This is a genomic window from Paenibacillus turpanensis (assembly GCF_011421635.1).
Classification (GTDB): domain Bacteria; phylum Bacillota; class Bacilli; order Paenibacillales; family YIM-B00363; genus Paenibacillus_AK; species Paenibacillus_AK turpanensis.
Window position 1 is genome coordinate 72732 of sequence record NZ_WTLI01000017.1, and the last position, 26736, is coordinate 99467.

At 49.9% G+C, this 26736-nt stretch carries 21 protein-coding genes; 17 read left to right on the top strand and 4 right to left on the bottom strand.

Annotated elements, in window-relative coordinates; translation table 11 throughout:
- The first annotated feature begins 146 nt into the window (after window positions 1–146).
- Together GQS10_RS16160 and GQS10_RS16165 are read left to right on the top strand one after the other, a co-directional pair.
- Window positions 147–1229 (top strand): PDDEXK family nuclease, encoded by a 1083-nt coding sequence (locus GQS10_RS16160; RefSeq protein WP_166244029.1) that lies wholly within the window; start codon window positions 147–149, stop codon window positions 1227–1229.
- A gap of 166 nt (window positions 1230–1395) precedes the next feature.
- Entirely contained in the window at window positions 1396–2574 is a 1179-nt protein-coding gene (locus GQS10_RS16165; RefSeq protein ID WP_166244031.1) for a macrolide family glycosyltransferase, read from the top strand.
- A gap of 14 nt (window positions 2575–2588) precedes the next feature.
- Here GQS10_RS16165 and GQS10_RS23695 read toward each other — a convergent pair whose 3' ends face one another.
- Window positions 2589–3383, bottom strand: coding sequence for a helix-turn-helix domain-containing protein (locus tag GQS10_RS23695; protein WP_166244033.1), 795 nt, complete (start codon window positions 3381–3383; stop codon window positions 2589–2591).
- Between the two features lie 338 nt (window positions 3384–3721).
- Between GQS10_RS23695 and GQS10_RS22955 the strand changes: the two genes are divergently transcribed.
- The 3 genes from GQS10_RS22955 to GQS10_RS16185 all read left to right on the top strand — a co-directional run bounded on the left by GQS10_RS22955 (window position 3722) and on the right by GQS10_RS16185 (window position 9246).
- The gene (locus GQS10_RS22955; protein ID WP_207952308.1) at window positions 3722–7255 is read left to right on the top strand and encodes a LysM peptidoglycan-binding domain-containing protein; all 3534 of its coding nucleotides are present in this window, start codon (window positions 3722–3724) and stop codon (window positions 7253–7255) included.
- Between the two features lie 371 nt (window positions 7256–7626).
- A complete protein-coding gene (locus GQS10_RS16180; RefSeq protein ID WP_166244035.1) occupies window positions 7627–8265 on the top strand; it encodes a glycoside hydrolase family 11 protein in 639 nt (212 codons plus the stop codon).
- A 123-nt stretch (window positions 8266–8388) separates the two neighbouring features.
- The gene (locus tag GQS10_RS16185) at window positions 8389–9246 is read left to right on the top strand and encodes a formylglycine-generating enzyme family protein (protein ID WP_166244037.1); all 858 of its coding nucleotides are present in this window, start codon (window positions 8389–8391) and stop codon (window positions 9244–9246) included.
- A 91-nt stretch (window positions 9247–9337) separates the two neighbouring features.
- Here GQS10_RS16185 and GQS10_RS16190 read toward each other — a convergent pair whose 3' ends face one another.
- A complete protein-coding gene (locus GQS10_RS16190) occupies window positions 9338–12667 on the bottom strand; it encodes an Ig-like domain repeat protein (RefSeq protein WP_166244039.1) in 3330 nt (1109 codons plus the stop codon).
- A 447-nt stretch (window positions 12668–13114) separates the two neighbouring features.
- Here GQS10_RS16190 and GQS10_RS16195 point away from each other — a divergent pair, with 447 nt between their 5' ends.
- The 12 genes from GQS10_RS16195 to GQS10_RS16250 all read left to right on the top strand — a co-directional run bounded on the left by GQS10_RS16195 (window position 13115) and on the right by GQS10_RS16250 (window position 24503).
- Window positions 13115–14125 carry a substrate-binding domain-containing protein gene (locus GQS10_RS16195; protein WP_166244041.1) on the top strand — a complete coding sequence of 337 codons (1011 nt, stop codon included), beginning with the start codon at window positions 13115–13117 and terminating at the stop codon, window positions 14123–14125.
- Between the two features lie 235 nt (window positions 14126–14360).
- Window positions 14361–14843: a hypothetical protein gene (locus GQS10_RS16200; RefSeq protein WP_166244043.1), complete on the top strand. Its 483-nt coding sequence runs from the start codon at window positions 14361–14363 to the stop codon at window positions 14841–14843.
- Window positions 14824–15846, top strand: a complete 1023-nt coding sequence (locus tag GQS10_RS16205) for a CehA/McbA family metallohydrolase (protein WP_166244045.1) — start codon at window positions 14824–14826, stop codon at window positions 15844–15846. The genes GQS10_RS16200 and GQS10_RS16205 overlap by 20 nt, the downstream gene beginning before the upstream one ends.
- A gap of 31 nt (window positions 15847–15877) precedes the next feature.
- Entirely contained in the window at window positions 15878–16588 is a 711-nt protein-coding gene (locus GQS10_RS16210) for a glycerophosphodiester phosphodiesterase (RefSeq protein WP_166244047.1), read from the top strand.
- The gene (locus GQS10_RS16215) at window positions 16578–17981 is read left to right on the top strand and encodes an MATE family efflux transporter (protein WP_166244048.1); all 1404 of its coding nucleotides are present in this window, start codon (window positions 16578–16580) and stop codon (window positions 17979–17981) included. Before GQS10_RS16210 ends, GQS10_RS16215 begins: the two co-directional genes overlap by 11 nt.
- A 182-nt stretch (window positions 17982–18163) precedes the next feature.
- On the top strand, window positions 18164–19078 hold the full coding sequence (locus tag GQS10_RS16220; protein WP_166244050.1) for a carbohydrate ABC transporter permease: 915 nt from the start codon (window positions 18164–18166) through the stop codon (window positions 19076–19078).
- A 19-nt stretch (window positions 19079–19097) separates the two neighbouring features.
- A complete protein-coding gene (locus GQS10_RS16225) occupies window positions 19098–19943 on the top strand; it encodes a carbohydrate ABC transporter permease (RefSeq protein WP_166244052.1) in 846 nt (281 codons plus the stop codon).
- Window positions 19944–20065: 122 nt separating this feature from the next.
- Window positions 20066–21496, top strand: a complete 1431-nt coding sequence (locus GQS10_RS16230) for an extracellular solute-binding protein (protein ID WP_166244054.1) — start codon at window positions 20066–20068, stop codon at window positions 21494–21496.
- 195 nt (window positions 21497–21691) lie between these two features.
- Window positions 21692–22765 (top strand): suppressor of fused domain protein, encoded by a 1074-nt coding sequence (locus tag GQS10_RS16235; RefSeq protein WP_166244056.1) that lies wholly within the window; start codon window positions 21692–21694, stop codon window positions 22763–22765.
- A 32-nt stretch (window positions 22766–22797) separates the two neighbouring features.
- Window positions 22798–23280 (top strand): hypothetical protein, encoded by a 483-nt coding sequence (locus tag GQS10_RS16240; RefSeq protein WP_166244058.1) that lies wholly within the window; start codon window positions 22798–22800, stop codon window positions 23278–23280.
- Window positions 23281–23326: 46 nt separating this feature from the next.
- On the top strand, window positions 23327–24040 hold the full coding sequence (locus GQS10_RS16245; RefSeq protein ID WP_166244060.1) for a DUF4274 domain-containing protein: 714 nt from the start codon (window positions 23327–23329) through the stop codon (window positions 24038–24040).
- Window positions 24041–24044: 4 nt separating this feature from the next.
- On the top strand, window positions 24045–24503 hold the full coding sequence (locus tag GQS10_RS16250) for an Imm70 family immunity protein (RefSeq protein WP_243735212.1): 459 nt from the start codon (window positions 24045–24047) through the stop codon (window positions 24501–24503).
- 45 nt (window positions 24504–24548) lie between these two features.
- On the opposite strand, the gene GQS10_RS16255 is transcribed toward GQS10_RS16250, so the two are convergent.
- Window positions 24549–25373: a WYL domain-containing protein gene (locus GQS10_RS16255; protein WP_166244062.1), complete on the bottom strand. Its 825-nt coding sequence runs from the start codon at window positions 25371–25373 to the stop codon at window positions 24549–24551.
- The gene (locus GQS10_RS16260; RefSeq protein WP_166244064.1) at window positions 25360–26670 is read right to left on the bottom strand and encodes a helix-turn-helix transcriptional regulator; all 1311 of its coding nucleotides are present in this window, start codon (window positions 26668–26670) and stop codon (window positions 25360–25362) included. Before GQS10_RS16260 ends, GQS10_RS16255 begins: the two co-directional genes overlap by 14 nt.
- Between the last annotated feature and the right edge of the window lie 66 nt (window positions 26671–26736).

Here is a 26736-nt window from a genome sequence, read left to right on the forward strand (position 1 = left end):
GAATGGATTCTTGCGACGATAGGAAGCACTGATGCCTAGGAAGCTAGGCTCAGTGCTTTTTTAAAGTTTAAGAAGCGGCCAAAAGAAGCAGTTGCAGTTTACAGAGGAGTGAGAACCTATTAAAGTAAGAATAGAGGTGAGGAAAATTGTTCTTTTCCGTAAATAAAAACAATAATGCTTTACATGTTTATGAAGAAACAGATTTTAAAAGTAACAACGTTCTTGAAAGAAACCATATTGAAGATTGGGTGATCAAAAAGCCCGAGATTCTGGGTGAGGAACTCTATATTCTAACAAATGAATATGACAAATTCGATAAAACGTCTGAGCGGCTTGATGTTCTGGCACTCGATAAACAGGGGAACTTAGTTATTATAGAGCTGAAGAGGGATGATAGTGGGAAAGACGTTGAATTACAGGCGGTAAAGTATGCTGCCTATTGTTCAACTTTAACAGTAGAAGAGATTTTGACATTACACCGTGAATATTTGAAAAAAGAGAATGTTGAATTATCGATAGAGGATGTAAAAACAAAGATTGAGGATTTTCTTGGTGCCCCACTTGATAAGATTTCAGACCGGCCACGGATTATTTTAGTTTCGCGCGAATATAGGCCTGAAGTAACCGCAACCGTACTCTGGCTTAGAAAATTCGGGATAGACATTACTTGCGTAAAATTTACGGTCTATAAACTTAACGATTCGGAAATTGGTGTCTTCTCTAATATATTGATTCCTTTACCAGAGGCTGAGGAATATATTATTCGGGCTGAAAAGAAAGAGCATAATGAAAATGAGATGACAAGTCAGGATAGGCTTAAAATCGATTTTCTAAATAAATTAAAAACAGCAACGGTTTCAAAATTAAAAATCGATGATAATTTAATTAAAGTCAATCACAACTATAAATATTTACAAATTAAAACAACGCATTCAAGCATACATTTTGAATTCTGTTTTAGAGGCAGAAATTCTCTGGAGATCGGATTGCATTTTGAAAAAAGCAACGATGACTGTAATAATCAGAAGGTAAGGGAACTTAAGTCCAGATTCGAATCAGAATTAATTAATGTTTTTAATCAAGAAGTTGTTTTTGAAGAAGATTGGACTAGCAGAAAATGGGCGAGAATTTCGATCGTAAATTCTACAGGCTCCATTGATGAAAGCTTATTTAACTGGGCAATTGACAATATGAAAGCTTTTTATGAAAAACTCATAAATGAGCTATAGAGACGATAACCGGTAAATCCCGCATTTTAGCGGGATTTTCTTTGTACTGTCATAGGAGCGTATATCACATCGTATATATAAAAATGTTGCATCGAGCGTGTTTCGGATGAAAATAGTATAAATAAGGAATGAATAGTAAAGTTTAAAAAGGAGAGGAGGAGTAAGGGTGAGTAAAATTGTATTTTTTTCAATCCCCGCATATGGTCATACCAATCCGACACTTCCGGTAGTTTCAGAGTTAGTAAGCAGTGGACATCAAGTATGGTATTATTCGTTTCATGAATTTCAAGAAAAAATTGAGAGCACAGGGACTACATTTATTTCATGCGACGAGTTTTTACCTCCGATCTCGGAAGAGGAGTTAAATCGTAAGGTAGGAAAAGATTTCGCTGCTTTGATTGAAATGGTTGCAGACACTACCATTGCATTGGATGAAAAGGTGTGTACAGAGCTAAGAGCGTTCCAACCGGATTGTATTGTCTCTGATTCCTTATGTTTTTGGGGAAAACTATTTGCCAAAAAACTAGAGATCCCGTACATCTGCTCAACAACTTCTTTTGCGTTTAATAAGCATACGGCAAAGCTAATGAAAAGAAGTATAAACGAGATTTTCAAGATGATTGTTGCAATGCCGAGAATTAATAAAAAAATGGAGATGCTCCGGTCCCATGGGTATGAAGTGGAGAGCTTCATATCGATTGTTCAAAATGATAACGAAACGGATACGATTGTTTATACCTCTGAAAAATTCCAGCCCATGGCCGAAACCTTTTCGAATCGATATGCTTTTGTTGGCCCTTCCATTTGGTCGTCCTCTGAAATATTCCTCGAGGAGAAAAACGGAAAAGTCATCTACATCTCATTAGGAACTGTACTGAATCAGAATAAAGATTTTTATCAAAATTGTATCGAAGCATTTGCCGACAGCGAATATGTCGTTGTGATGTCTGTAGGTGAAAAAACAGACATTACCTTACTCGGTCAGATACCGAAAAATTTCATAGTAAAAAACAGAGTGGACCAGATGGCCGTATTAAAGCAGACAGATGCATTTATTACCCATTGTGGAATGAATAGTGTGAATGAAAGTTTGTACTATGGTGTTCCCATGGTACTATTCCCGTTACATAGTGAACAAAGGGTAGTAGCAAACCGCGTTGCTGAACTCAAAGCGGGTGTATTACTAAAACGAAGCACCCCGAAAAATTTGAAAAAAGCCGTTGCTGATGTGATAGGGGATCGAAAATATCGCGAGAATGCGCAGCAGCTCACTGAAAATTTACGAGGTGCTGGGGGCGCTGTTAGAGCAGCAAAGGTAATTTTGCAAGTGATCGGAGAAAGGTGAAAGCAAACAGCAACCTAAATCACAACCCCAATATTGCTCCGAAACTCATTCGGCGTAATGCCATACTCCTTTTTAAACGCACGATAAAACGAGCGCAAGCTGTTGAACCCCGCATCAAACGCAATTTCCGTAACCGGCTTCGTGGTCGATTGCAGCAGCATTTGCGCAAGGGCGGCCCGCCGGCCGTTAATATAATCGCGGAACGAGGTGTGGAGCTGGTCGGAAAAGATCCGCGAGATCAGAAATTTGCTGATGCCGAGCTCTTTGGAAAGCATCTCCAGGGTCAATGGCTCTAGAAAATGAAGATCCACATAGGCAAGAATCCGCTGGATGGTGTCGAGGTCTTGAGTGTAGTCGATCTTTTTCAGGGATAGGGATGGCAATAGATAACCTAGAATGACGGATGTGTAGGCTTTCAGCAGACGGTTATCCCTCTGTTCGGTGTACAGCTTGTGCAGTGTGCTAAGGCTGCTCGGGATCGGCTCGGGCAACTCGGTGGTTGGAAGCATTGGGTACTCCGGAATATATTTTGTCAGCTCCCCCGTATAATCCCCCGGAAAGGCAGCATCGAAAAACACGAGCAGGATACGGCTGTTCTCCGTCGTTTTGTAGCTGTGCGGCTGATTGGGAAAGATGACGATGAGGTCGCCTTCGGACAGGAGGTATTCCTTCTCGTTGATGGTAATCTGGATGCTGCCGCTTAGGACTATGGTGATCTCCACGGTTTTATGCAAATGAAGAGGATACGTATTATCAATGGATATAAAGCTGTGAAATGGCTGATGGCGATGCTGATATTGGATCTTCACTAGTTAGCCCCCATACCGATCATCTGGTCTCCACGTTTGCTGTGAAGTGATGCCCTTCCTTTTTCCATATTGAAACGCTTACCTCTATACTACTACACCATGGCAAAGGCACAAGATTTGGCGCAAAAAATAAATTTTTTGGCACGTGTACGAAGGTTGAAAGCGTTACAATAAGAAAGCAAGCAACTTCGTGAAGTCATTAAACAAAGTGGCAGCCGAAAGCTTTAACAGGCAGCAGCACACTTTATGATTCTGGAGGCTTGCAGCTTACTTATGGTGAGAGGAGGATGTATAACAGGAGGGCCGAGAAGGTAGTAATGGCACGGCAGGCACCATCCATGTTATACAAACAACAAATGAAGAGTAAGGGTAAACGTTTAAACAAATCGATGGCTGTTCTTCTGAGTATTTCGACAGCGCTTTCATTGGGCTGGACACTGCCGGGGGCAGCGGTTTCGGCGCAAACGGACGGGGACCAATTCACCGGCGCATCCATTGTGGCGTTTCCGGGAGCCGAAGGCGGCGGAGCGTATACCAGCGGCGGCCGCGGCGGAGACGTGTACATTGTAACGAGCCTTAAGGATTACGGCGAAAATGAAGAGCCGATTGAAGGCTCCCTTCGTTATGGGGTTACCTCAACACCGAAAGAGGGCCGGACCATTGTTTTCCACGTATCGGGCACGATTGAGCTGAAGGGTTCCTTGCGCTTTTCCGGTATTAAAAACCTAACGATTGCCGGTCAAACCGCCCCGGGCAACGGCATTACGATCGCGGGCTGGGACACGAATATTAGCGATTCGGAAAATATTATCATCCGATACCTCACCTTCCGTCCGGGAGCCAAAAATGTGTTCAACGGCAGTGACTCGATGGATGCGCTGTGGGGACGCGACAACAATTATTTTATCCTCGATCACTGTTCCTTCAGCTGGAATACGGATGAGACGCTTTCTACATACAGGGGTGAAAACGGTACGATCCAATGGTCGCTGATTTCCGAGAGCTTGACGCTTTCCGGGCATTCGAAGGGCAGACATGGCTACGGCGGGATCGCCGGCGGAGATAACACGACCTTTCATCACAATTTATACGTGAGCCATACCTCTCGTAATCCAAGACTCGGCGGGGGGTATGCCGGTGCGGCAGATGCGGAGCATGTAGCGGTGCTGCAATTTTCCAACAATGTGGTCTACAACTGGGGCTTTAATGGGGTTTACGGCGGCGGTTACACGTTTACGAATTTCATGAACAATGTGGGGATTGCCGGACCGGGTACCAGAGACAATGTGGAAAATAGGGTCATTGACGCAGGGGAATCCGGAAAGCTCGGCGGCTTCTATATTTCAGGGAATCGGATTAACGGCAAGGGAACAGGCCTGCTGGACGGTTCGTCGGAATATGTGAAAAACTCCGGCGATAGCAGCGGCGACAAAATGACCACGTATGCGACGAAGCCGTATCTTTCCGCGGACAGCACCGGCGTCAATAAAGGAATAACGAATAAAGCGTTTGACGACTATGTTCAGAACGGGGTAAAAGAGGCCAACGAGCAACTGCTGACGGACATTTTGGAGCAGGCGGGCGCAACTTATCCTCGACGTGATGCCATCGATGCCAGAATCGTGGCGGAAGTGGAGCAGGGTCTCGGCCGATATATCAACACGGAGCATGAGGTTGGCGGATATGTTTCGGAATTCGGTGTCATCGAAGAGCAGCGCGCCGCTGACTTTGACACGAATCGGAACGGGATGGCCGACACTTGGGAGAAGGAAAAGGGCATTTGGGAAGCCAAGGACGCCTATAAAACGATCACAGACAGCGGCTATACGTGGCTGGAGCAATATATCAACGGTCTCGTTGATATGGAGCACGCAGCGGAAAATCCGGAGGCAAAGCTGGCCGCGCCGGCGAACAATGCGCAGTATGCCTTGGGTGAAGCGGTGAGCGTAGAGGTTCAGGCTTCCTCCGACTTCGGGCATAATATTGCGAAGGTTGCCGTCTACAATGGCTCGAAGTACCTTGGCGACGCGGTAGCCAAAGGCAGCAAATACGTATATACCATCGAAGGTCTGGAGGATGCCTCGCACTACATTTCGGCAAGAGTTACCGACTCCGAAGGCAATGCTACGCAAACGACTGCCGCTCACATTCACATCAATTCGGATGGCGGAGCGTTGGCGAAGCAGGGCTGGACGTCGGCGGATATCGGCAAGCCGGACGTTCAAGGTACGGCAAGCATCACAGACCAGGTTCTTACGGTAAAAGGAAACGGGAAGCTTGGCATGAGCGAAGGCAGCACGGAGAAATCGAAGGAAGCCGATGCCGCCAAAGACGACTTCCACTTTGTTTATAAAGAAGTAACAGGAGATATGGAGATCACTGCGAAGCTGGAGGAGATCGGATCGGCTGACAATCACGCATTCACAGGTGTGATGGTTCGCGATGATCTCAAGGACGACAGCGCAACCGCAGCGCTGGGACTATCTTGGGTGAAAATTTCCAACGCGTACCCTTGGTCGGCTTACTTGGCAGGACGGGAAACGGCGGGCGGAGATTTCGATAAGTTGACGGAAACGCTCGACAGCGCTACGGCGGCGGAAAAGGCCGGGTTCCAGCTTCTTCCGGACATCGCGTTCAAAATGAACGGTGTCGAGCAGGGCTACTGGCTTAAGCTGGGCCGCAAGGGTGACACCTTCTACGCATACGGTTCCGCGGACGGGAAAGAGTGGACGCCAATCGGTGAAAAAACGGTAGCGATGAAGGATTCGGTGTACGTCGGTTTTGCCGTAGACAGCAATGATGTGGCGAATGATTTGGAGCAGCTGAACTACGCGAAGTTCTCGAACATTCGTGTAAAGGATCATTTTAAGCCGATCAGCGAAGAGGTTGAAATGGGGCCGCTGGTCACGGTTGACGGCCTTCAGGAGGTTGACCCGGCAAACCTGCTAGACGTTTCCCATGCAAACAACAAGATGGTTCTTACGCAATCTGCAGCCGAAGGCCGGATGACGAAGTCGACGGCAAATCTGGCTTCTAATGTAAGCTACCTTGTGTTTCCGAAGAGCAACCGGAATGCATCAATGGAAATGGACGTAACGATTACTTCGAAGACAACGAATAGCAATGACATGGGGCTTTTTGTAGGAGCGTTCCAGGTTGGAGATAGTCAGGAGCTGTTTAGTTCCCTTGGGTTTCGGAGTGGCAACAGCCAGACCTTAACTGGAATTTGGAGCAAGCTGGGCAAGGAAAATTCTGCAGCTGGAAACGGCAGCAGCGCGGCGAACAACGGCAGTAAGAATACGAAGCCATCGTATGTGCTGAACGAAACGTATCATGTTGTATTTGAGAAAAATGATGACGGATATGTTGTGCACTACAAAGGCGTGGATGAAAACGGCGAAGCCATCGATGCGACGAAGCTGTTTAAGGCGACGGAAGCAGTGCTCTCTTCCCCGGACTACTTGGATCAGGACGTGCAGCTTGGCTTTGCGCTTACGGGGGTGACCGCTGAAATCGAAAATCTTGTATTAAAAGATGAATTCGGTCGCGTGATGTACTCTCAGAAGGAGCGCGGCGGGAATGCGGCAAGCCCTGCCGATCAAGCCGCAGCGAACGGAACCAGCGGCGGTACTGCTCCAAACGCGCAGCAGCCTCAGCAAAATGAGAGCACGCAAAACCCTTCAAAGGATCAGGCCGCTCAAACAGAGCCGACCATCTATGTGGTTCAAAAAGGAGACTCCCTGAGCGCTATTGCGAAGAAGTTTTACGGGAGCGCGAATATGTACCCGGTTATTTTCGAGGCCAATAAGGAAGTAATTGCGAATCCGCATTTGATCTTCATTGGTCAAAAGCTGGTGATTCCGAACCGCTAACCATACGAGATTGCCTTACACGGACAATACGAACGATCAAGCTGGTCATTGAAAAGGCTGCAAAAAACGGTTGCTCTCCGCAACCGTTTTTTTGCTGTGTATATATCTCCACATCCCCTTGGCTTTGGTCACGTCTAATCGGGCGCAGGCTTGATCTCTAAATCAGAACTTCTTGAAAAATTTGGGTATTATCTATAGTTTGTACAGTTGTTAATGAATACGCTTTCAACCTATAATTTTACTCAAAAGGAGGTGATCTTGAACACTCGCAGCTCAGAACCTACATGAAGTGTACTGCAAAAATGAACCATGCAGTAGGCACCAGAGTGGAGGCAAGTGGCGGCAAATTCATTTTATCAAGGAGGCGGCTTATGTTTACGTTTAAGAAGAAAATGGTGACGGCATTACTTACTGCTTCAATGGGTTTAAGCTTGCTCGCGGCAGCTTCAAGCTCAGCGGCAACGGATTATTGGCAAAATTGGACCGACGGCGGCGGCACAGTGAATGCGGTTAATGGCTCCGGCGGAAATTACAGTGTCAACTGGACGAATACCGGGAATTTTGTTGTCGGCAAAGGCTGGAACATTGGTTCGCCGAACCGGGTTATTAATTATAATGCCGGTCTTTGGGCGCCGTCCGGCAACGCGTATTTGACGCTTTACGGTTGGACAAGAAATTCGCTCATTGAATATTATGTCGTTGACAGCTGGGGGACGTATCGACCGACGGGAACGTACAAAGGCACGGTATCGAGCGACGGCGGTACATATGACATTTATACGACGATGCGGTACAATGCGCCTTCCATTGACGGTACCCAAACCTTCACTCAGTACTGGAGTGTCCGTCAGTCCAAGAGACCGACAGGCAACAATGTGTCGATCACGTTCAGCAACCACGTCAATGCGTGGAGAAGCAAAGGCATGAATTTGGGCAGCAGCTGGTCGTATCAGGTGCTGGCGACAGAGGGATATCAAAGCAGCGGCAGCTCGAACGTGACCGTGTGGTAATAGCGCCGTTCGGACGCGAATAAGGAGTTTCCAAAGGCCTGCCGGATTCAAAGCCGGCGGCCTTCTTTTACATACTAAGCCGTGAAGGCTAACCGATCCGATTTGTTGAAAGGAGCTGAAAGGATGGGAAGTCGAATCATTCTCTTTATCCTGGCAGTGGCGGCGGTCCTTGGCGCTTGCTCGCAGGCCGTTATTGAACAGAGTGCCAAAACCGGCTTGAAGCCTCGTATGGTCCTCGTCAAAGGCGGGACGTTTGTGAACACGAATTCTAACTATTATGGGAAAAATGTGACCATCCCGGACTTTTATATCAGCCAATACGAGATCATGCAAAAAGAATGGATGGAGGTCATGGGAACGAATCCATCCCAATTTAAGAGCGACAATGCGCCGGTAGAGGGAGTCAGCTGGTATGATGCCGTTGAATACTGCAATAAGCGAAGCATCAAAGAGGGGTTAGCCCCGTTTTACAGCATCGAGAAGAACAAAATCGACCCGAATAATAAAAGTGAATTCGACTCTGTCAAATGGACCGTAACCGCCAATGAGGGAGCGAATGGGTACCGCTTGCCGACCGAAGCGGAATGGGAATATGCTGCAGGCGGAGGGCAGGATAGCAAAAGCTATCTTTACAGCGGTAGCAGTCATGCGGACGATGTGTCCTGGTATTGGAGAAATTCGGGGGATCAATACTTGAAGGGCAACTGGAACTGGCCTTTGATCCAGAACAACCACAACACGACAAAACCGGTCGGCGGGAAAAAGCCGAACGAGCTCGGGTTATACGATATGTCAGGGAATGTAAGAGAATGGTGCTGGAACTGGTATGAAGATGAGGCTGGCGCTGGCGGCTCTTACCGGATCGTAAAAGGGGGCGGATGGATGGGAGATGTCGGCAGCCACGAGGTCGCGTATCGCGGCAAGTTTGAGCCGAACGGCTTCGGGCCCGACCAAGGCTTCCGCGTGGTTCGTGGCGAGTAGGCGGGGGGCCGAAAAAAATGCCCTTCCGGCTTCCCTGCTAGGAAGGAAACGGAAGGGCTTACGATTTTTTTTGCGAAGAATTGGTGCTATATTAGTTCAAACTTTGCAACGCTTCTTTAATCGTTGGGCTTAGACTATACGTGTTGATGATCGTTTGGATGGATTCGGCTCGTGTTGCTCCTCCATTCGGATCAAAGGCTTGTGTTGTCTTTCCAGTAAAAATGCCAAGAACAGTTGCTTTTTTAATTGCGTCTGCACCGAAGGCTTGATCCAAGTCGGTAAATTGGACGTTGGATGTATCTTTGTTCAGAATGTACGCGTTCAATACTCGAGTGATCATGATCGCCATTTCTTGGCGGGTAATCGTTTTTTCGGGTCGAATCGTACCGTCCTCATATCCCGTCAGTACGCCAACCGCGACAAGCTTTTTAAGATTATTGGTTGCCCAATGATCATTGATGTCATGGAACGCTGCAAGCTCTTCTTCGTTAAGCGTGACGTTTCTTGATGCCATATCAACAAAACCGCGGTCAATCATTGCCGCAAATTCAGCGCGTGTGATCTGTTCATCCGGTTCAAATCCACCTTCAGGATAACCGTTTAGAACGCCGAGCTTGGTTAGTTTTTCAACGGAAGGAAGCGACCAATGCTGATCAACGTCATCATATTGGATCGGAGGCTTAACCATTCCGTTCCGGAGAATTTCTGTCGTTCTGTTCTGTACACCTGAGATTACATTGCTGTCCGCGTTAACAACCCGGCTTCTAAAAATATCGTTAGGGTCCTGATATTCTTCCATTCTCTCAGGTACAGCCGGAGTTGATGGCGTAGTCGGTTGTTCCGGCGCAGCCGGTGTGGCTGGTGTGGCCGGTACGTAAGGTACAGACGGCGCTGATGGCGCAGGAGGCTCCTCATCTTCATCCGAATCTCGACCGGGGCTGCTAGGTGGAGTTGGCTGAGTAGCGGATGCTTCCGTCACCATTTGCTCGAGCTTCGCCGACGAGCTGACATTGAATTGACTGTCACCGCTGTAATCGACGGTGATCAATTGTAATCCAATAGGTAATTGGTTAGTTTGATATGTTGCCGTCCCTACGGTTAAATCAACGGTACCCAAGATAGTATTGCCATTTTTAAAGGTCACGCTACCGGTTGGCGTACCGTCTGTTCCGGAAACGATTGCGGTAAACATAACGTTTTGACCTGCTGTAGATGGATTCTGGTTACTAAGCACAGTCGTTGCTGTAGGTTTTTTCGGCGCTGATGATATATCATTTACCGTTTGGCTTACAGTTGTGGATGTGCTTGGGCTAAAGGTCCCGTCGCCGTTATAAACAGCGGTAATCTGGTGTGTGCCTAAGCTTAAACTATTTGTAGAATACGTAGCTTCACCAACAGTTAATGAAGCAGTACCTAGTGTGGTGTTTCCAGCCTTAAACGTTACTGTACCTGTTGGCGTTCCAGGTAAGGTATTCGTTACCGTAGCGGTAAAGGTCACCTGTTGACCCTCGATTGAAGGGTTAACACTGCTCGCTACTGTAGTGGTTGTCGCAGCCTTACTTACTACCGTGACTTTAGCGACTCTCGAAGGACTTGTCGTTGTATTCATCCCTGTTTTTGTCGGATCATAATGTGTAATGAGAACAAAATAATATTTTTCGCCTAATTCGGAAGTATCCACGACAATGGAATTGCTAGTCTGTCCTTGAAGAAGAATATCTCCTGCAGTTCGATTCAAGTCCGACGCTTGGTACCATTCATAGCTCAGCGTACCGCTGCCGGTCGCGTAGACACTCATTGTCACAGAATCATTGAGACCAACGATGTAGTCTGCCGGTTGCGTAGTAATCAGCGCCGGGGATATGTGCGTCAGTTCCTCCCATTTTGCATAGAGTTTAAAATGGCCGGCCCCGATTGTAAAGGTGTCCCCTTCTTGATAGGTAGTACCCGTCCCATCCGCCTTCGTGTTCCACCCTGCAAATGCATAATTGTTGCGCTTAAGCTCTCCCGTATTGCCTAATACGGTAACGGAGCTGCCTTCCGGATAGGGATTGCTATCCGTAGGCGGTTGTCCTATCGTGCGATTGTTTCCGTCATAGGTGACACTATATTTTCGAATGTATGGGCGGAGTTTCGGGTATTCCTGCCCTTCTTTAATAGACCAGATCGTATCGAAATCCCAATTGATGAAGGTACTCATGGTTTGCATTTCAATCGTTGTCTTGGGTGTGCCTTTACCCGTGTCACTCTTTTCAGAAACCTCTGTATCGTAGTACGTGCTTGTCATGTCGCCAGCAAAGCTGGAGAAACCTCCAACGCTGTCTCCCGGCCCTACGACCTTGCCTGCTGAATATGCATTGACAATGGGTCCCGAGCTGCTTGGGACAAAACCAGCCAGAAAAGTGCTTGTTGCAGGACCTTCATACATGACACTGCCTGTGGCGTAACTATTATCTATTCTTCCTGTACTTTGCCGACCAATAAATCCTCCGGCGATCACATAGCTGCCGTCTTTCACGGAGACATTGCCAGTGGCATAACTTTTCGATACCGTACCAATGTCATTTTGCCCGATCAATCCGCCAATACCCGCCCCGCGTCCATGAACGTCCCCGGATGCGTATGTGTACTCAATCGGACCTGCACCGTTATAACCGATCAGCCCGCCGACATCGATTCCGCCTGTTACAACACCGGTGGCATAACTGTCATGAACGCCTCCATTACCCTCGAGCCACCCGATCAGCCCGCCGACATTGCTTTCGCCTAACACGTTGCCAGTGGCGTAATTGGCATCCATCGAAGTGAAGCTGCCATAGCGTCCGATCAATCCGCCAATATGTAACAGCCCTTCGACGTTGACGTTAGCGGAACTGCCTGTTATCGTAGCGTTTCTCTCCAGAAACCCGACCAGACCGCCAACCTGGTCTTCACCCTTCACGACGCCGCTCGCGTGGACATTTTGGATCACGCTTTTCATCGTATACCCTACCAAGCTGCCGGTGTCATCCTTGCCTGCTACGTTTACATCTGTCAAATTGACATTACGTATGTAACCGTCTGTAACATAACCAAACAATCCGACATGGTTGTATTGAGCCCGGCTGATGGTTAATCCTGTGATCGTATAACCGTTACCATCAAAGCCGCCTTTAAATGGGTAGTTACTATTGCCTAGTGGTACCCAGGTTACGTATTTTAAGTCAATATTGCGTCCGAGCTTAAAGTAGCCGCTCAGGTTATTCGCGATACTTTTTAGTTGATCCGCAGTTGTGATGATAAATGGCTCCGCTTCGGTGCCCTTTCCACCGGAAAAGGCGTTTGCTTTACCCGGAAATGCGGAAAACGATGACATCACAATACTCAAGATAAGCAAAAATGCAGTTAACATGGAAACAGTGCGTTTTATTTTTTCATTCACTTTACGTAGGGCTCCTCATTTGTTGTGAAATAGATCTTGCTGTGACCATCATTGGCTTTTGTTTTGAGCTTTGTTGAACACGAACCTGTACAATGATTCAACCTGTATTGCGCATGTCTTGTACTAGGCTGTGAAATGGTAGACTTCAACTTCAAAGTGTATTCCAGTCGTTCTTTTCCCCCCAGAATAGAATAATTAAATGACAAATTTTTATCTATTTCGACAAATATAATATCATAGTTTCGGGGCAATTAACCATGATTTAATAAAAGAAGCTTACTATTCGGGTGCCGGTTATTTCATTGAAAATGTTCATTCCGATGCGCAAAGAGATTTGATCCTTATCGAAAAAAAGCTCGATTTGGCTTCTGGAAAAAGAGTTGACGGCAGGACGGGCCTTACCATATCGTAGAATAGCAGGCACGTTACAAGGTAAGGGGTGTCAAGGTGGGAGCCAGCATTAAAGACGTCGCACAAAGAGCCGGAGTATCGGTCACCAGCGTCTCCAGGGTGTTGAACGGCGAGAAATACATCAGCAAAGAACTGCTCGAGAAGGTCAATCGGGCGATTGAAGAATTAAACTACTCACCGAGCCACATCGCACGCAGCTTGAAGGCGCAGAAGACCAACATTATTGGCATCATCGTACCGGATTTGACGAATCATTTTTGCTCAACCATCTTAAGCAGCATCGAAGAAACTGCAAGCGCCAAGGGGTATAATCTGCTGGTTGGCAATATCGCGGAAAATATGGAGAAAGAGCTGAAGTACCTGCATATTTTCCAAACAATGCGGGTTGATGGGATCATTGTCATGCACCAGAAGTTTGATGAGCGTATCCTGGCGTTTTTCGAGAACGCGGCGATGCCGATCTTATTCTCCAGCATTAAAGCTCCGTCATCTGCACATCTATCGGTCATGGTCGACGATTACCAAGCTGCATTCGACGCGACGGAGCATCTGATCCGATCGGGACATACGAAGATCGCCTTTTTCGGCGGAGATCTGCAGGACATTACTTCCGGTCTGAACCGTTATCGCGGGTATCTCGAGGCAATGAAGCAGCATCGGATCGTGCCGGATGAGCGTTTCGTCAAGTTTGGCGATTATAAGCTTCCATCGGGACGCAGGCTGATGGATGAGATTTTGCAGCTGGACGAATGGCCGACGGTGGTCTTCGCGGCTAGCGACGATATGGCCGTTGGGGCGCTTAACTGCGCTCTGGATCGAGGGGTGCGGGTTCCCGAGGAGATTTCGATTATCGGTTTTGACGGGAGCGCGATTACGGAGGTCGTCCGTCCGTCAATTACATCGATGGAGCAGCCGGTGGAGGAGCTTGGCCGGAAGTCGATTGAATATTTGCATCAGCTGATTGTAAATCCGGAGTTCACGTTTGATGGGGATATCGTACTGGGGCATCGACTCGTCGAACGCGAGAGCAGCCGAGCAAGAAGGTAGTTCGATCATAGTATAGACGCGTAAAAAAGATACAAGGACAGGCTTATTCGAATTCGAAAAGCCTGTTTTTTTATGGAATCAGACGTTTACGTGTAGTGGAGAAGGCTGCTGTTGCCAAATTTACAGATTTTCAAAAAAAATCGTCAATAGATTTTACAAAAGTGATCTACGATAGACGAAGCATCACTTCTGGTAACGATACCATACATAATCATACTAAAGGTGGATCGAACCTATGGACGAGCTGTTGACCGTGGAGGGAACGTTAACTCCGCTTAGCTCCAAGACGCATATTACGTACCAGTTTCATATCGACGAGCCTTCCGCTTCTCTTGTGATCGACTTCAAGTACAGTCCTAAGGTGCTTGAAGATCGAGAAGCCGCGCGCCCGCTCATTGTGGAAGCGATCGAGAAGTACGTCGAACCGTCAGTAGCGGAGCTGCAGAAGAAACAGTGGGAGCGCTTCGCCCCGCTGCAAAATTTGCTGACCCTGTCGATCGACGATCCTTCAGGCTTTCGCGGCTCCGCTCATCGCCATCCTCCGGAGCAGCACCATATCCTTGGCGAGGGAGAGGCATCTCCTGGTTTTATCGCTGGGCCGCTGCCGAGCGGCATCTGGAAAATTACGATCAGCGTGCATTGTGTCGTGACTCCGACTTGCACTTATCACTTAACGGTGAGGAAGGGAGGGGATGCGCATGAATTGGGTACCGTTTGAGCTGCATACGCATACACCCCACAGCGATGGAAGGCATTCGCTGCTGGAGATGTGCAGGGAGGCGAAGAAGCTCGGCCTCGGAGGCATCGCGCTTACCGACCACAATACGGTGTCCGGATTGGCGGAAGCGAAAGCTGCTCTGGAGGAAACCGGTGTGGCGGTTATCCCGGGCATGGAATGGACAACGTTCTACGGACACATGTTGACGCTTGGAGCGCCTTACTGTGAATGGAGGGATCTCGGACCGAGAGACATCCATAAGGGGATCGGGCGAGTGCATGAGGCCGGGGGCATTGTTGGCATCGCCCATCCGTACAGCTTGGGCAGTCCGATCTGTACGGGTTGTCATTGGGAGTACGAAATCAAAGACTGGAACGATATCGATTACATTGAGGTTTGGCATGAAATGATGCCGCCCTATAAAAATCATAATGTCCCGGCGCTTCAGCAGTGGACGGCGCTGTTGAACGAAGGGTACCGGATCGCGGCGACGGCCGGACGCGATTGGCATCACTCCGACCATGTCGAGGGATGGTCCGCTTTTACGTATGTCGGCTTGGCGGACGAAAAGGACCGCTTTTCCGCGGAATCGGTCGTGAAGGCGATTCAGAGCGGACGCTGTATCGTAAGCATGGGACCGCTGCTGCATGTGGAGGCCAGCGTCGGCGCGGCGAGCTACGGCATAGGTGACGACATTGATGCGGCGGACGTCGGGGAAAGCAGGGAAGGCAAGGACGGGGAGACTTCAATGTCGCTCCGCATTCACGTGGAGCCGTCTGCCGAACCCGGCCGGTTCGGGGATGAGGTGCAGGTCACGAAGCTCATCATCGAATCCAATGTGGGAGAGCTGGCTGTCTTGCCTTGGACGGACCAGCAATCGGCTGCGGAGCACCACCTACAGACGGAGGGACTCCGATGGCTGCGAGTGAAGGCCATGGGCGTGCTCTATGGCGGATTCACCACAATTGCGTTTACGAACCCAATCTATTTTGTAAGTAGATAGTAGTGATCATTTGCAGAAGGAGAAATGGATGATGAAGCATTATCAGGTGATTGCACATACAGGCTGTGAGGGTACCCCTTATAACTCGGTAGAGTCTTGTGAAGCCGGCTTCGAAGCTGGTGCCGATGTACTCGAAGTGGACGTTCGATCGTCCAAAGACGGCGTAGCCGTGCTCTTCCATGACGACGAGCCGAATTCCTCGCTTTTTACCTGCGAGGAGTGGAGGGCTGCCGGACATGATCCGGTCGAAAAGCTGGAAACCGTACTGCGGTTGTTTCTCGGGAAGCCGGTAGCTTTTAATCTCGATTTGAAAACGGTAGAGGCTTATGAAGCTGCAGCGGCGGTCGTGGATGCATTGGGGGCTTGGAGCCAAGTATACTTTACGGGCGTCACGGACCATCTCGCCCAGGGCCCACGGGCCAAGCATGTCGTCTGGAATGTACCGCACATCCCAGAGGACATGCCCGATGAGGCCTATGAAGCGGATGTGCGGCGCTATTGCGAGCAGGCGAAGCAGGCGGGTTTCGCCGGTTTGAACGCTCATTACAACTCGTGCCGTTCGACTTTAGTCGAGCATGCCAAGCGGCATGGCTTGCTCGTTTGGATCTACACGCTGCCCGCGAATGAAGCATTATTCCGCAGCTATGTCGAGATGGGGGTCGACGGACTGTCCGTAGTTGATCCGTCTTTCTTTACGGGGATGCCGAAAGATGGGGCGTCTGAGGTTGTTCATGTCCGATAATCATCATCGATCTGCGCCGAGCAGCCTTCAGCAGGACGGGGACGCGAAACGGCTCACGCTGTTCCGCTTAGCGTGGCCCATTCTGCTGAGCCAGTTCGTACAGACCTTGATCGCTTCGATCGATACGTTGATGCTGAGCGGGTACTCCGATCAAGCCGTCGCGGCAGTAGGAGTCGTCTCGCAGCTTATGGCCGCCGTTCATATGCTGTTCGGCTTTATCATCGTCGGTTCGGCCATTTTGATCGCTCAGCTTTCAGGAGCGGGAAGAGGGCAGGATGCGACGCGCATCGCTTCGGTTGCCCTCGGAACGAACGTTGTGTTCGGTATGGTGCTTGGTCTTGCCCTATTTGCTTTCGCAGAACCGGTGCTGAGGATGTTCCAGCTGCCGCCGGAGCTGATGGACGAGGGGAGAACGTACTTGTCGATCATCGGGATCGGGGCGTACGCGACGGCCTTCGTGCAGACGTCCGAAATGGTTCTACGGATGAACGGAATGGTCAAGCGGATGCTGCTTTTATCCGTAATCATGGTAACGGCAAACACGATCGGCAACTATGTCGTGCTGTACGGTCCATGGGGATTTCCAACGCTCGGCATAACCGGCGTAGCGTGGGCGACCCATGCGAGCCGCCTGCTCGGGGCGGTTGTTGCTGCGGTCTTGCTGGTTCGAGGCCTGCGCGCGTCCCTCTCTCTATCGGGAATGCTCCGCCAATATGGGAAGGATCTGAAGCAAATTTTCAGGCTCGGCATCCCCTCGGCAGGGGAGCATCTATCGTACACTGCCTCTCAGGTCGTCGTTACGATGATGATCGCGCTGCTCGGAACGACCGCCTTAACGGCCAAGGTGTACACCCAGACCATTACGGGGTACGTATTCCTCCTCTCGGCGGCGATCGGGCAAGCCACGGCTATTCTCATTGGGCACTGCATCGGAGCGAGGGAGCATGATCACGCCGAACGGATGGGCATGCGGTACACGGTGCTGATGATTGCGGCAGCTACCGCCTGCGGCGGGGCCTTAAGTGTTATCGCGAAACCGCTGCTTGGCTTATTCACGACAGATCCGGAGGTCCTTCGCATCGGGCAGGCGCTGATTTTCATCAGCGTACTTCAGGAAGCGGGCAGAGCGTGTAATGTCGTCATGATTAACGCACTAAATGCAACCGGGGAAGTTCGCTATCCCGTCATCGTCGGTCTTGTGATCATGTGGGGGATCAGCATTCCACTAACGTACGCGCTGGCGATCGGCCTCGAATGGGGCATTTACGGGGTATGGATCGCGTTCGTGGCCGACGAGTGGATTCGAGGTATATTTATGCTGGCTCGGTGGAAATCCGGGAAGTGGCGTCGGATTGAGCTTACAGCAGGAGAAGGCAATATAAGTGCAAATTAACAAATTCTCTATCTTGATTTAACGATAAGCTAACAAGCGTTAACGCTCGTTTCACAATCGAAAGGTACAATGGCATGGAAAATGGATCAAGTTGATTTTGCTTTGGCAAATGTGGTATCGATACCACACGCGTCAAACCTAATGGATTGGAGGGAGGACAGCCCGGGTGCTGTCCGAAATACATGTCGCTGGTGAAAGCAAGAAGACCGCAGACCGTAGTGTTTGGAAAATGGAGGGTGGCCGCGAGGCGGGAGTCACATGCCGTATGGTATGTGTTCCTGCTCCCGACGCTTCTCGGTATTCTGGTCTTTACCCTGTACCCTTTGATCGAGTCGCTGCGCCTTAGCTTTACGCGAGGGGTCGAGGAACGGTTCGTCGGGGTTCAAAACTACACAGACGTGCTTACGTCGGAGACCTTCTGGTATGCGGTATACAACACGATCTACATTACGATCTTTCAGCTTCTGATCGCGATTCCGATCGGCTTCCTCATCGCCTGTTTGATCAACAGCCTGCGCCGATCCTCTAATTTTTTTAAGGTACTGTTTTACATTCCGAATGCAACCTCCATGGTCGCGGCGGCAACTGTTTTTCTCGCCATCTTACACCCGGACGGTCCGCTCAATTATGTTGTGGAGCTGCTGGGCTTCGAGAAGGTCGTGTGGCTGTCTCAACCCGTCTCGGCAAAATGGGGCGCGGTCATCTTATCCGTGTGGCATTGGCTCGGTTTCGTCATCATCATTAATCTCGCGAATTTGCAGGCAATCCCGATTGAATATTATGAAGCATCGTCGATTGACGGAGCCACGCCTCTGCAACAGTGGTGGCTGATCACGTTGCCGAACATGGTCGGCAGCCTGACGATTCTCTTCGTCCTCGGCTGGATCGGTGGACTGCAGCGTTTCGCTGACGCCTACATGCTGGGCGGATTGCAGGGCAGCCCGGCTCGCTCACTGCATACGGTGGTTGGTTTTATCTTCGAGCGCGGCTTTGGCGGCAACGAGTATGGGATCGCCTCGGCCGGAGCGTACATTTTATTCGTGTTTATTTTACTCTTCACGTATTTCAATACGAAGCTATTGCGCATGAAAATCTAGGTGGGATGGGGGATCGCATATGCTTAGCTTGCAAAATAGACGAAAAGCGATGGATGGCGTGATCATCGTCCTGCTGGCAGTGATCGGTTGTACGATGATTTACCCGTTCATCTGGATGATCAGCGTCAGTCTGGAGCGAACGGCCAATGTGGCAATGCCTTTTCCGCCGCGGCTTATTCCCGAAAACTTCGCATGGTTTAACTATCGGCTCGTGTTCGAAAATAACGCCCTGCTCCTAGCCTATTGGAACTCGATCGTCATTGCATTTTTCAGCGTCCTATTGAGCGTCGGCTCAGCGCTGCTTGGGGGATATGCCTTTTCCAGAGGCAGCTTTAAAGGAAAACGCCTCTTATTTTTCGTCGTGCTGGCCACGATGATGATTCCTTTTGAGGCAAAGCTCATTCCGATGTTTACGATGTTCAATGATCTGGGTCTTATTAATACGAAGTACCCGCTTATTTTACCATCGGTCATTAACGCGCTTGGTCTCGTACTTGCAAAGCAGTATTTCGATCAGCTCCCCGAAGGGCTGAGGGAATCTGCAAAGATGGACGGCGCCGGCGAATTTAAAACGTTTTTCTATATCTTCGTTCCGCTGACCGGTCCGATTACGGCAACGCTCGCTATATTGGCCTTCCAAGACAGCTGGAATTCGTTCCTTTGGCCGCTTGTCGTCATCAACGATCAGCATTTGAAGACCGTGCCATTATTTTTGTCGAGCTTCTCCGCGGAAAACGGAGGCCGGCTCGCCGGGGTCACGATGGCGCTGGCGACGATGAGCATTTTACCCATTCTTCTGGTGTTTCTGTTTTTCCAAAAATATATTATTCGCAGTGTCGCTTTGAGCGGCTTGAAGGGAGAGTGAGCGGATCGGGAGTGGACAATGGGGCATTGCGTAGAGAGAAAACAGGCTTCGCAGGAGTAGTCCGAAATTCGGATCGGCAGGTACTTAGGAAGGTTACTAATTATTGTTATGGAGGGATATCCATGTTTAAAGCAAATTCCAAGTCTATCGCTATGATCTTGATCTTGTTATTTACGATGGTGCTCAGCGCATGCAGCAGCGGTGGGACAAGCTCTACCGGTGAGGCTAGTAAACCCGAGACCGGTTCAAGCACAGGCGAGAAGTCTGCCGAGAGCAAGGCGGCATCGACGGAACTGGCTTCATCGAAGTCACTGTCGGGGACGCTGAAGGTACAGCTGATCGGCGATTTCGCGTTTGAGAATAAAACCGACGCGGTGACGGGCAAAACAGCCAAAGGCGTGAAGGTGCTGAAGGAAGAGTTCGAGAAGCGCTATCCGAATGCGAAGGTAGAGTTCGTGCTGATGGGTTGGGACAATTACAACGAGAAAACCCAGACGATGCTCCAATCCGGCGCGGCGGACGTTTATCAGGTGCCGGGAATTGCTACATTTGCGGAGCAAGGCTTGCTGGAGCCGCTTCAGCCCTATATCGAAAAGGACAAGTTCGATCTGGGGATTTATTTGAACGGCCAAGTGGACGGCTGGAGAGCGATGGGCCCGAAGGATCAAAAACCGGAGATTTACAGCTTGCCGTTCATCGGCGATGCGCGTTTAATCGTGTATGACAAGCAGCTCTTCGATGAATGGGGCGTCGAGCACTTATCCGAATCGCCGACTATTGATGAAATCATGCAGAAAGCTGCGAAGATGACGGGTAAAAACCCGAAAACCGGCGCGCAAAACTACGGCTTGACGTTCAACGGAAATGATGCCGCAGACACGGTTATGAACATTAACGAAGCGATGGGCGGCCAATGGGGAACCGGGTTTTTGTGGAAGGACATGAAGCTGGAGTTCGATTCGGAAACGATGACCAAGGCGGCGGAGTGGCTGAAGGAAGCCAAGAAATACGCACCGGAAGGCGTGCTTGTGAACCAAGGCTCGGAAAACTTCTATAAGGATAACAACAACGTCGCGATCCACCTGCGCTCTGCGCCGGGGTTCATTAACAGCCTGGAAACGTTCGGAACGCAGGACCGTTATCAAGCGGCGCTCCTCTTCAAGCATCCTAAGCAGGCCATGGGCGGCATGTTCGCGGGAAGCCCGTTTGCGATTGGCACGACAAGCAAAAACAAGGAGCTTGCTTGGGAATGGCTCAAGTTCAGCGGAAGCGAGTTCTTCCAAGAGTATATGTGGAAGGAGCAGCGCTCGCAGAGTATGCCTGTTATTAAAGCAGCGGCGGATTGGGACAGTGTGAAGGCAACGCCGCAGATGGATATTATTCTCAAGCAGATGAGCCAGCTGTGGGCGCCGCGTTATCCGTACCGTTCCGGTCAGCCGCGCTACATTCTGTCCGAGAATGTGGAGCGCATCTTGCTAGGCGAAGCTTCTGCCGCAGAGGCCATGAAGAAAGCCCAAGAAGAAGCGACAAAATGGCTGGAAGGCCAGAAATAAGCGCCACGCTCGTTTGAAAGAGGCGGGGTCCCGTACATGGGGCCCTGTTTTCTTTTGGTCGGGGAATCGGATTGTTAAGGAGGATAAATATGTTAAACATTGAATCTCTATACATAAGGTGTATGAAGAAGGGTGATTGCTAGCGATGGAATAGGGTGTTCTACACCTTTTGAAAATGTGATAGGAGGAACAACGATGCACGAAGAAGCAAATGAAGAAGCAAAAACATATGGTTGGGACGCAATTGAACTGGCGATGGGTAAGCTTTACGGTGAGCAAGAGCCGAAGCATTACGGTACCCTGATTTCTTATATGCTGGGCGGACCCGATCCGCTTGAGGGCATTAGTGCATACAAGGCGGAGGAGCCTGTTCCTCATTGGCATTTCGTAACGTTTGGGTTTTCCGAGCTGTATGAAAAGGAATCGGACGATGCCGAGCACAGCGGCTACGGATTTGAGCTGACCTTTCGGCTTAAGCGGGAGGAAAACGAAGAGGAACCCCCTGGCTGGGCGCTGAACCTGCTGCAAAATATGGGGAGATATGTTTTTAACAGCGGCAACATTTTCCGGCCGGGTGATTACTTGGATGCCAATGGCCCGATCTGCTTGGGAGAAGATACGGAGCTGACGGCGCTGGCCTTTGTCGAGGACCCCGAGCTTCCGGAAGCGGATACGCCGAACGGTCGGGTGCAGTTTTTGCAAATGGTGGGGATTACAAGATGCGAGCTTGAAGCGATGCAGATTTGGAATACGCGGGGCTTGCTGAAGACCTGCGAGGAATATATGCCGCGGTACCTTACGGATTTGGCACGCGATTCCTTCATGCGGATGCCCGAAGTCGCTGACGCGGTGCAGCAAGGGATGGAACGGGACGGTTCCAGCACCGGATTTTTATATGTCGATCAGTTGGGCTGGGAGCCGGCCAAGAAGCGGCTGTTCGGCCGGATTCCGGCATCGCTCCGTATTGGAGCCAAGCAGGCGGAGATCGTTGGGAAGCTGCTGGCGGGCCGTATTTTGAAAGAAAAATCGCTGTATATGACTGGGCCGGATATTCAGGTCGTATTCGAACCGGGAGAGAAAGCGGGCTTTGAAGAAGGCGAGGACGAGGTTCGCATCCGGCTCGACAAGACGAGCGCTGCCGAGCTGTCCCGGGTACTGCAGCCGAAGGAAGGGGCGGTGTCGCTATCTTCTTTTAAGGGCTTGACGGTTCAAATTGTCAAAACGTATATCAAGGACCAGGACGGAAATGTCGTGACGACAATCGGCTAGCTTAGCCGATGATCTATGCAAAGGAGAAAAATATGAGTCAATATCCTGCCGTTATTGAAGATTTTCACGAAACCATACGTCAGTTAAAAGGCATTACGGGAATGGAAAGCGGAGTGGAGAACCTGGAGCCGATCGATACGGAAGTGCTGGGGTACAGCGCGTGCGCTCATCTTCCCCACGCTGCCCTCCTTCGGACCGGCGGCGGGCTGGAGCAGGAGGTGCTGATCCAGTTTGAGATCACCTTCGATTATTCGCCGGAAAGCCTGCAATCCATCGAATTTTTGGCTTGGTTTGTGAGGGACTGTGCGCGGGGCGGAACGAAAGTGCAGCTCCGGCCGTTCGCGCTGCCGCCGGAAACCCCCATGGGAAGGCAGCTTGGAACGACGCTGAAGTGGCATATGGACCTTTTTGTCGATGGTATCGACGAGAGCTTAGAGCCTGCCTTTGAAACGGTTCGCCAGCTTCATCAATCGCTGCAAACGGCGATCCGGCTTTATGATATTCCGCTGAAATGAGCTGCCTGCTTGCCTGAGTTAAGAGGGAAAGGATCGACCACCTTAGATGAATTGGACGGAGATCAGCAAGACGAAAGATGTGGAAGCGGTTCGTAAAGCGGCAACCGAGCTCGATGTTAATGAGAGGGATGTATGCGGTAGAACGCCGCTTCTGCTGTTTGTGACGAACCGTATGCCGGTTGAGGCGATCGATCTGCTTATTGAGCGGGGGGCCGACCTGGAGGCGGAGGATAAACTTGGTGATACGGCTTTGAAGAAGGCCGTAAAATTCAAGCAAAAAGACGTGATCGTAAAGCTGCTTGAGGCAGGCGCCAAGCTTGATTCGCCGCGTGGGATTTTGGCTAGCGCCTGGAATTTTGCCCGCGGGGGCAGAAAGGAGATCGCTGACCTCCTGCTAGGCACGACCGGTGCCGTGCGGATGACACTAACAGCGGAAGAACGGGCCGCCCAGGATCATATTTTATATGAAGAATCGATACCTACGATGTGCAGTAAAATTAGCCGGGTGGACTGCTCTGTTCTGCTGTATGCTGTCGTGAACCATTACAATTGGGATAGCGGGCCGGAGCCGATGCTTGCTGCATTTTCCAATCCGGCTTGTCTGGAAATCACGCTGCTGGATATGTACGAGCTATTGGACGGGGATTATTGGCTGGAGCAGGACGAGACGGAGCTTGCCGCGTCTGGAGAGGATGCGCGCTGGAGGGAGCTGGCCGAAGGGTTGCAGAAAAGGTTACATCGGACCCGGGAGGAGCGGTGAGGGAATGCAGATCGGCTCCGCAATGAAGGAACAGCTGCGGCAATTGAAGCTGGAATGTGATCGTGTGTCTGAATATATTGATATCTGCATCCATTCTCCGGAGGAGCTGGAACCCGAACAGCTCGGCTACTGCGTGGACCCGGAGGGTAATTGCTTGGCCACTTTATTACATGGCTTTTTCTCTACAATTCATCACCACCTAGAGCCTAATGGTTGGGGAAGTAAATATCCATGTTTAATGAATCATTTATACCAGGGGGAAATAGAGAATACTTTACTGCCGAATTTATTGCAGGAAGTGAAGGGAATCCATTCCTTATTACAAAATTACAGTCCAGATAAAGTAATTTGGGATGCAGAAGATCTATCCCAGCAGCCGCCATGGGGGAAAAACATTAGTGAGCATATAACGAGTTTAGGTAATTATTTTGTAACAAGTGAAGGAGAAGACTTATTTCTTTAGGGCCGGTTCTTCGAATCCGCCCTTTCCCTTTTGTGAAGGGACAGACTACGACGACATTTCTTCGCCCGTCGTAATCGCGCCGTAACGCTCCAGCGCCTTCGTTGATGCCTCGAGCATCCGCCTTTTTAAATAATCGCCCTCAACGACCTTCACCCGCTTACCTAGAAAACGAAGCTTGGAAAGCAAATACTCAAATTCATCCCCAAGCAGCGAGATTTTCACCTGGTACGAATCGTCTCTCGAATTATACTCAACTTCCTTTTCAAAACTGGAAAAGGCATATAAGATGCGGGACAATTCCGCGTTATAGTTACGAACAATTTCAACGATCACTTCACTTTTGCGGGAATCCAGAACCCGCTCGATCTTCTTCACAATGCTTTCCGCGGATGCGGGCTCGATCGGCTCGGCCGTTACAGAATGGATGTGTTTCAGCCTCGTGCTCATGAAGGCATGATGCCTTGTGTGATACCATAGCAAATACCATTCCCGCTTCACCATGGAATACTCCAGCTTGTACGGAAAGCCTGAGTGGTCGTGATTAATACGTCCGCCTTTAATTTCATAGGATAGTCGAATTCCGGTTTTATTCATGATATGACGGCGTAAAGGACGGATGAGCGGGTGATAGGCTTGTCTTTCCGTACTGCGCGCCTTTTCGATCATGTGACGGGAGATGTCCATCACTTGATCCGCTTCGAGGATCGAGCGAAGCTTGTCCCGTGTGTCTGCAGTAAACGCTTCGGCCGCAGCAGGATGCTCCAGCATGGTTTTCAGCCAGGCCCGCTCATGTGCGGTGACCATGAAGGTACCCGAATCCTCCAGCCGGGAGATGATTTGGTGGTTGAATATCTTCTCAAACGGATTCATAGTAGGCTTGAATCTCCTTCCATTCGGCGATCATTTCCCGGCGGAATCGAACGGGCTCCAGCACTTCACAGCTGGAACCGAAGCTGCGCAGCCACGGCTTAATTTCGGTCGTCCCGTTAACGATGATTTCATAGATAAAGGAGTCCGCATCCTCAAACACAATTTGTCCCCACTGTCCCTGCAGGAGGACCCGTTCCTTGACGAAGTTCGGTTCGGAGCCCTCCGGATGATAAAATCGGGCGCGAACCGTCACAGGACGTCCGGTATCGACCAGCCAGCTGTACTTGATTTTCTCGGCAAGCTCGATCTGCTTTTCCTCAAACACCGCTTCGTCCACGGATTCGTCCTCTTCGATTTGCGTTATTCCTTCCATGCGGTATTTGCGAATCCCTTCCCTGCCGTAGGAGAGCAAGTACCAGCGGCCATATTGATGATCGTAGACGATCTTCAGCGGAAGCGTTTTTTCGGCTTTGCCCTTGGAGTCCCGCTCAAATAGAGGATTCGTGTTTTTGGCAGCGTAGCTTTTTTCAGACTTTGGCGAGAAGTAGAGAAAACAAACCTTGCGGCGGTGCCGGATGGCATGAAGCAAGCTGAACAGATGCGCCTCGTCCAAAATGCGCGAGTAATAATGATATTTATATAGAAACGGTTCGATTGCATGCTGCTCGACCTGGTTGCGCAGAAGCTGCTTTTTCAGCCCGTCGCGCAGCAGGTAGCCTTGAACCGAAGGGATCTGCGTGTTCGCCATGACATCGACAAAATCGAAAACATCAAGAAGCTCCTCATCCGTTAATGTTCGAATCAAGTCGTCTTGAATGCGAAAGCGGTAAGGACGCGGCCCCGGCTCTCTTTTGATGACTCCGACTTCCTCCAAGTATTTCAGATCAGAACGAATGGTTTTCTCATCAGGCAGCGGGAAATCGGAAGGCAGGCTTTCGCAGCAAAGACCCAAGAGCTCCATTGCGGATAATGCCTGCTGGTTCATCGCGCCCAACAGCAGTGAAATTCGTTGACTTTCGGTTTCCTTGACGGATTTGGCGCGAAATAGAAACAGCAGCAACGGATCCGTAGAGTCATAATAGCTGAAGCGGATCGTTTCGGAAAATTCCTTGCTCTGTTCTTCGGGCAGATGCTGATGCAGGGAGCTTACCACTTCCTTGAGCTTCCGGATGGTTTTATCGAAGGTATGGACGGAAATGCCCAAACGCTCTGCAAACTGCTGTCTGTTGAATGCGCCGCTTGTCAGCACGAGCATGCGCAGGAATTGGACTTCTTTATCAAAGCTTTCCTTAGCCAAAAGGAATCCTCCGTTCCAAAAAAACATCTTCTACCATTGTAACAGGGGAGGGAATTGGGTGAAATG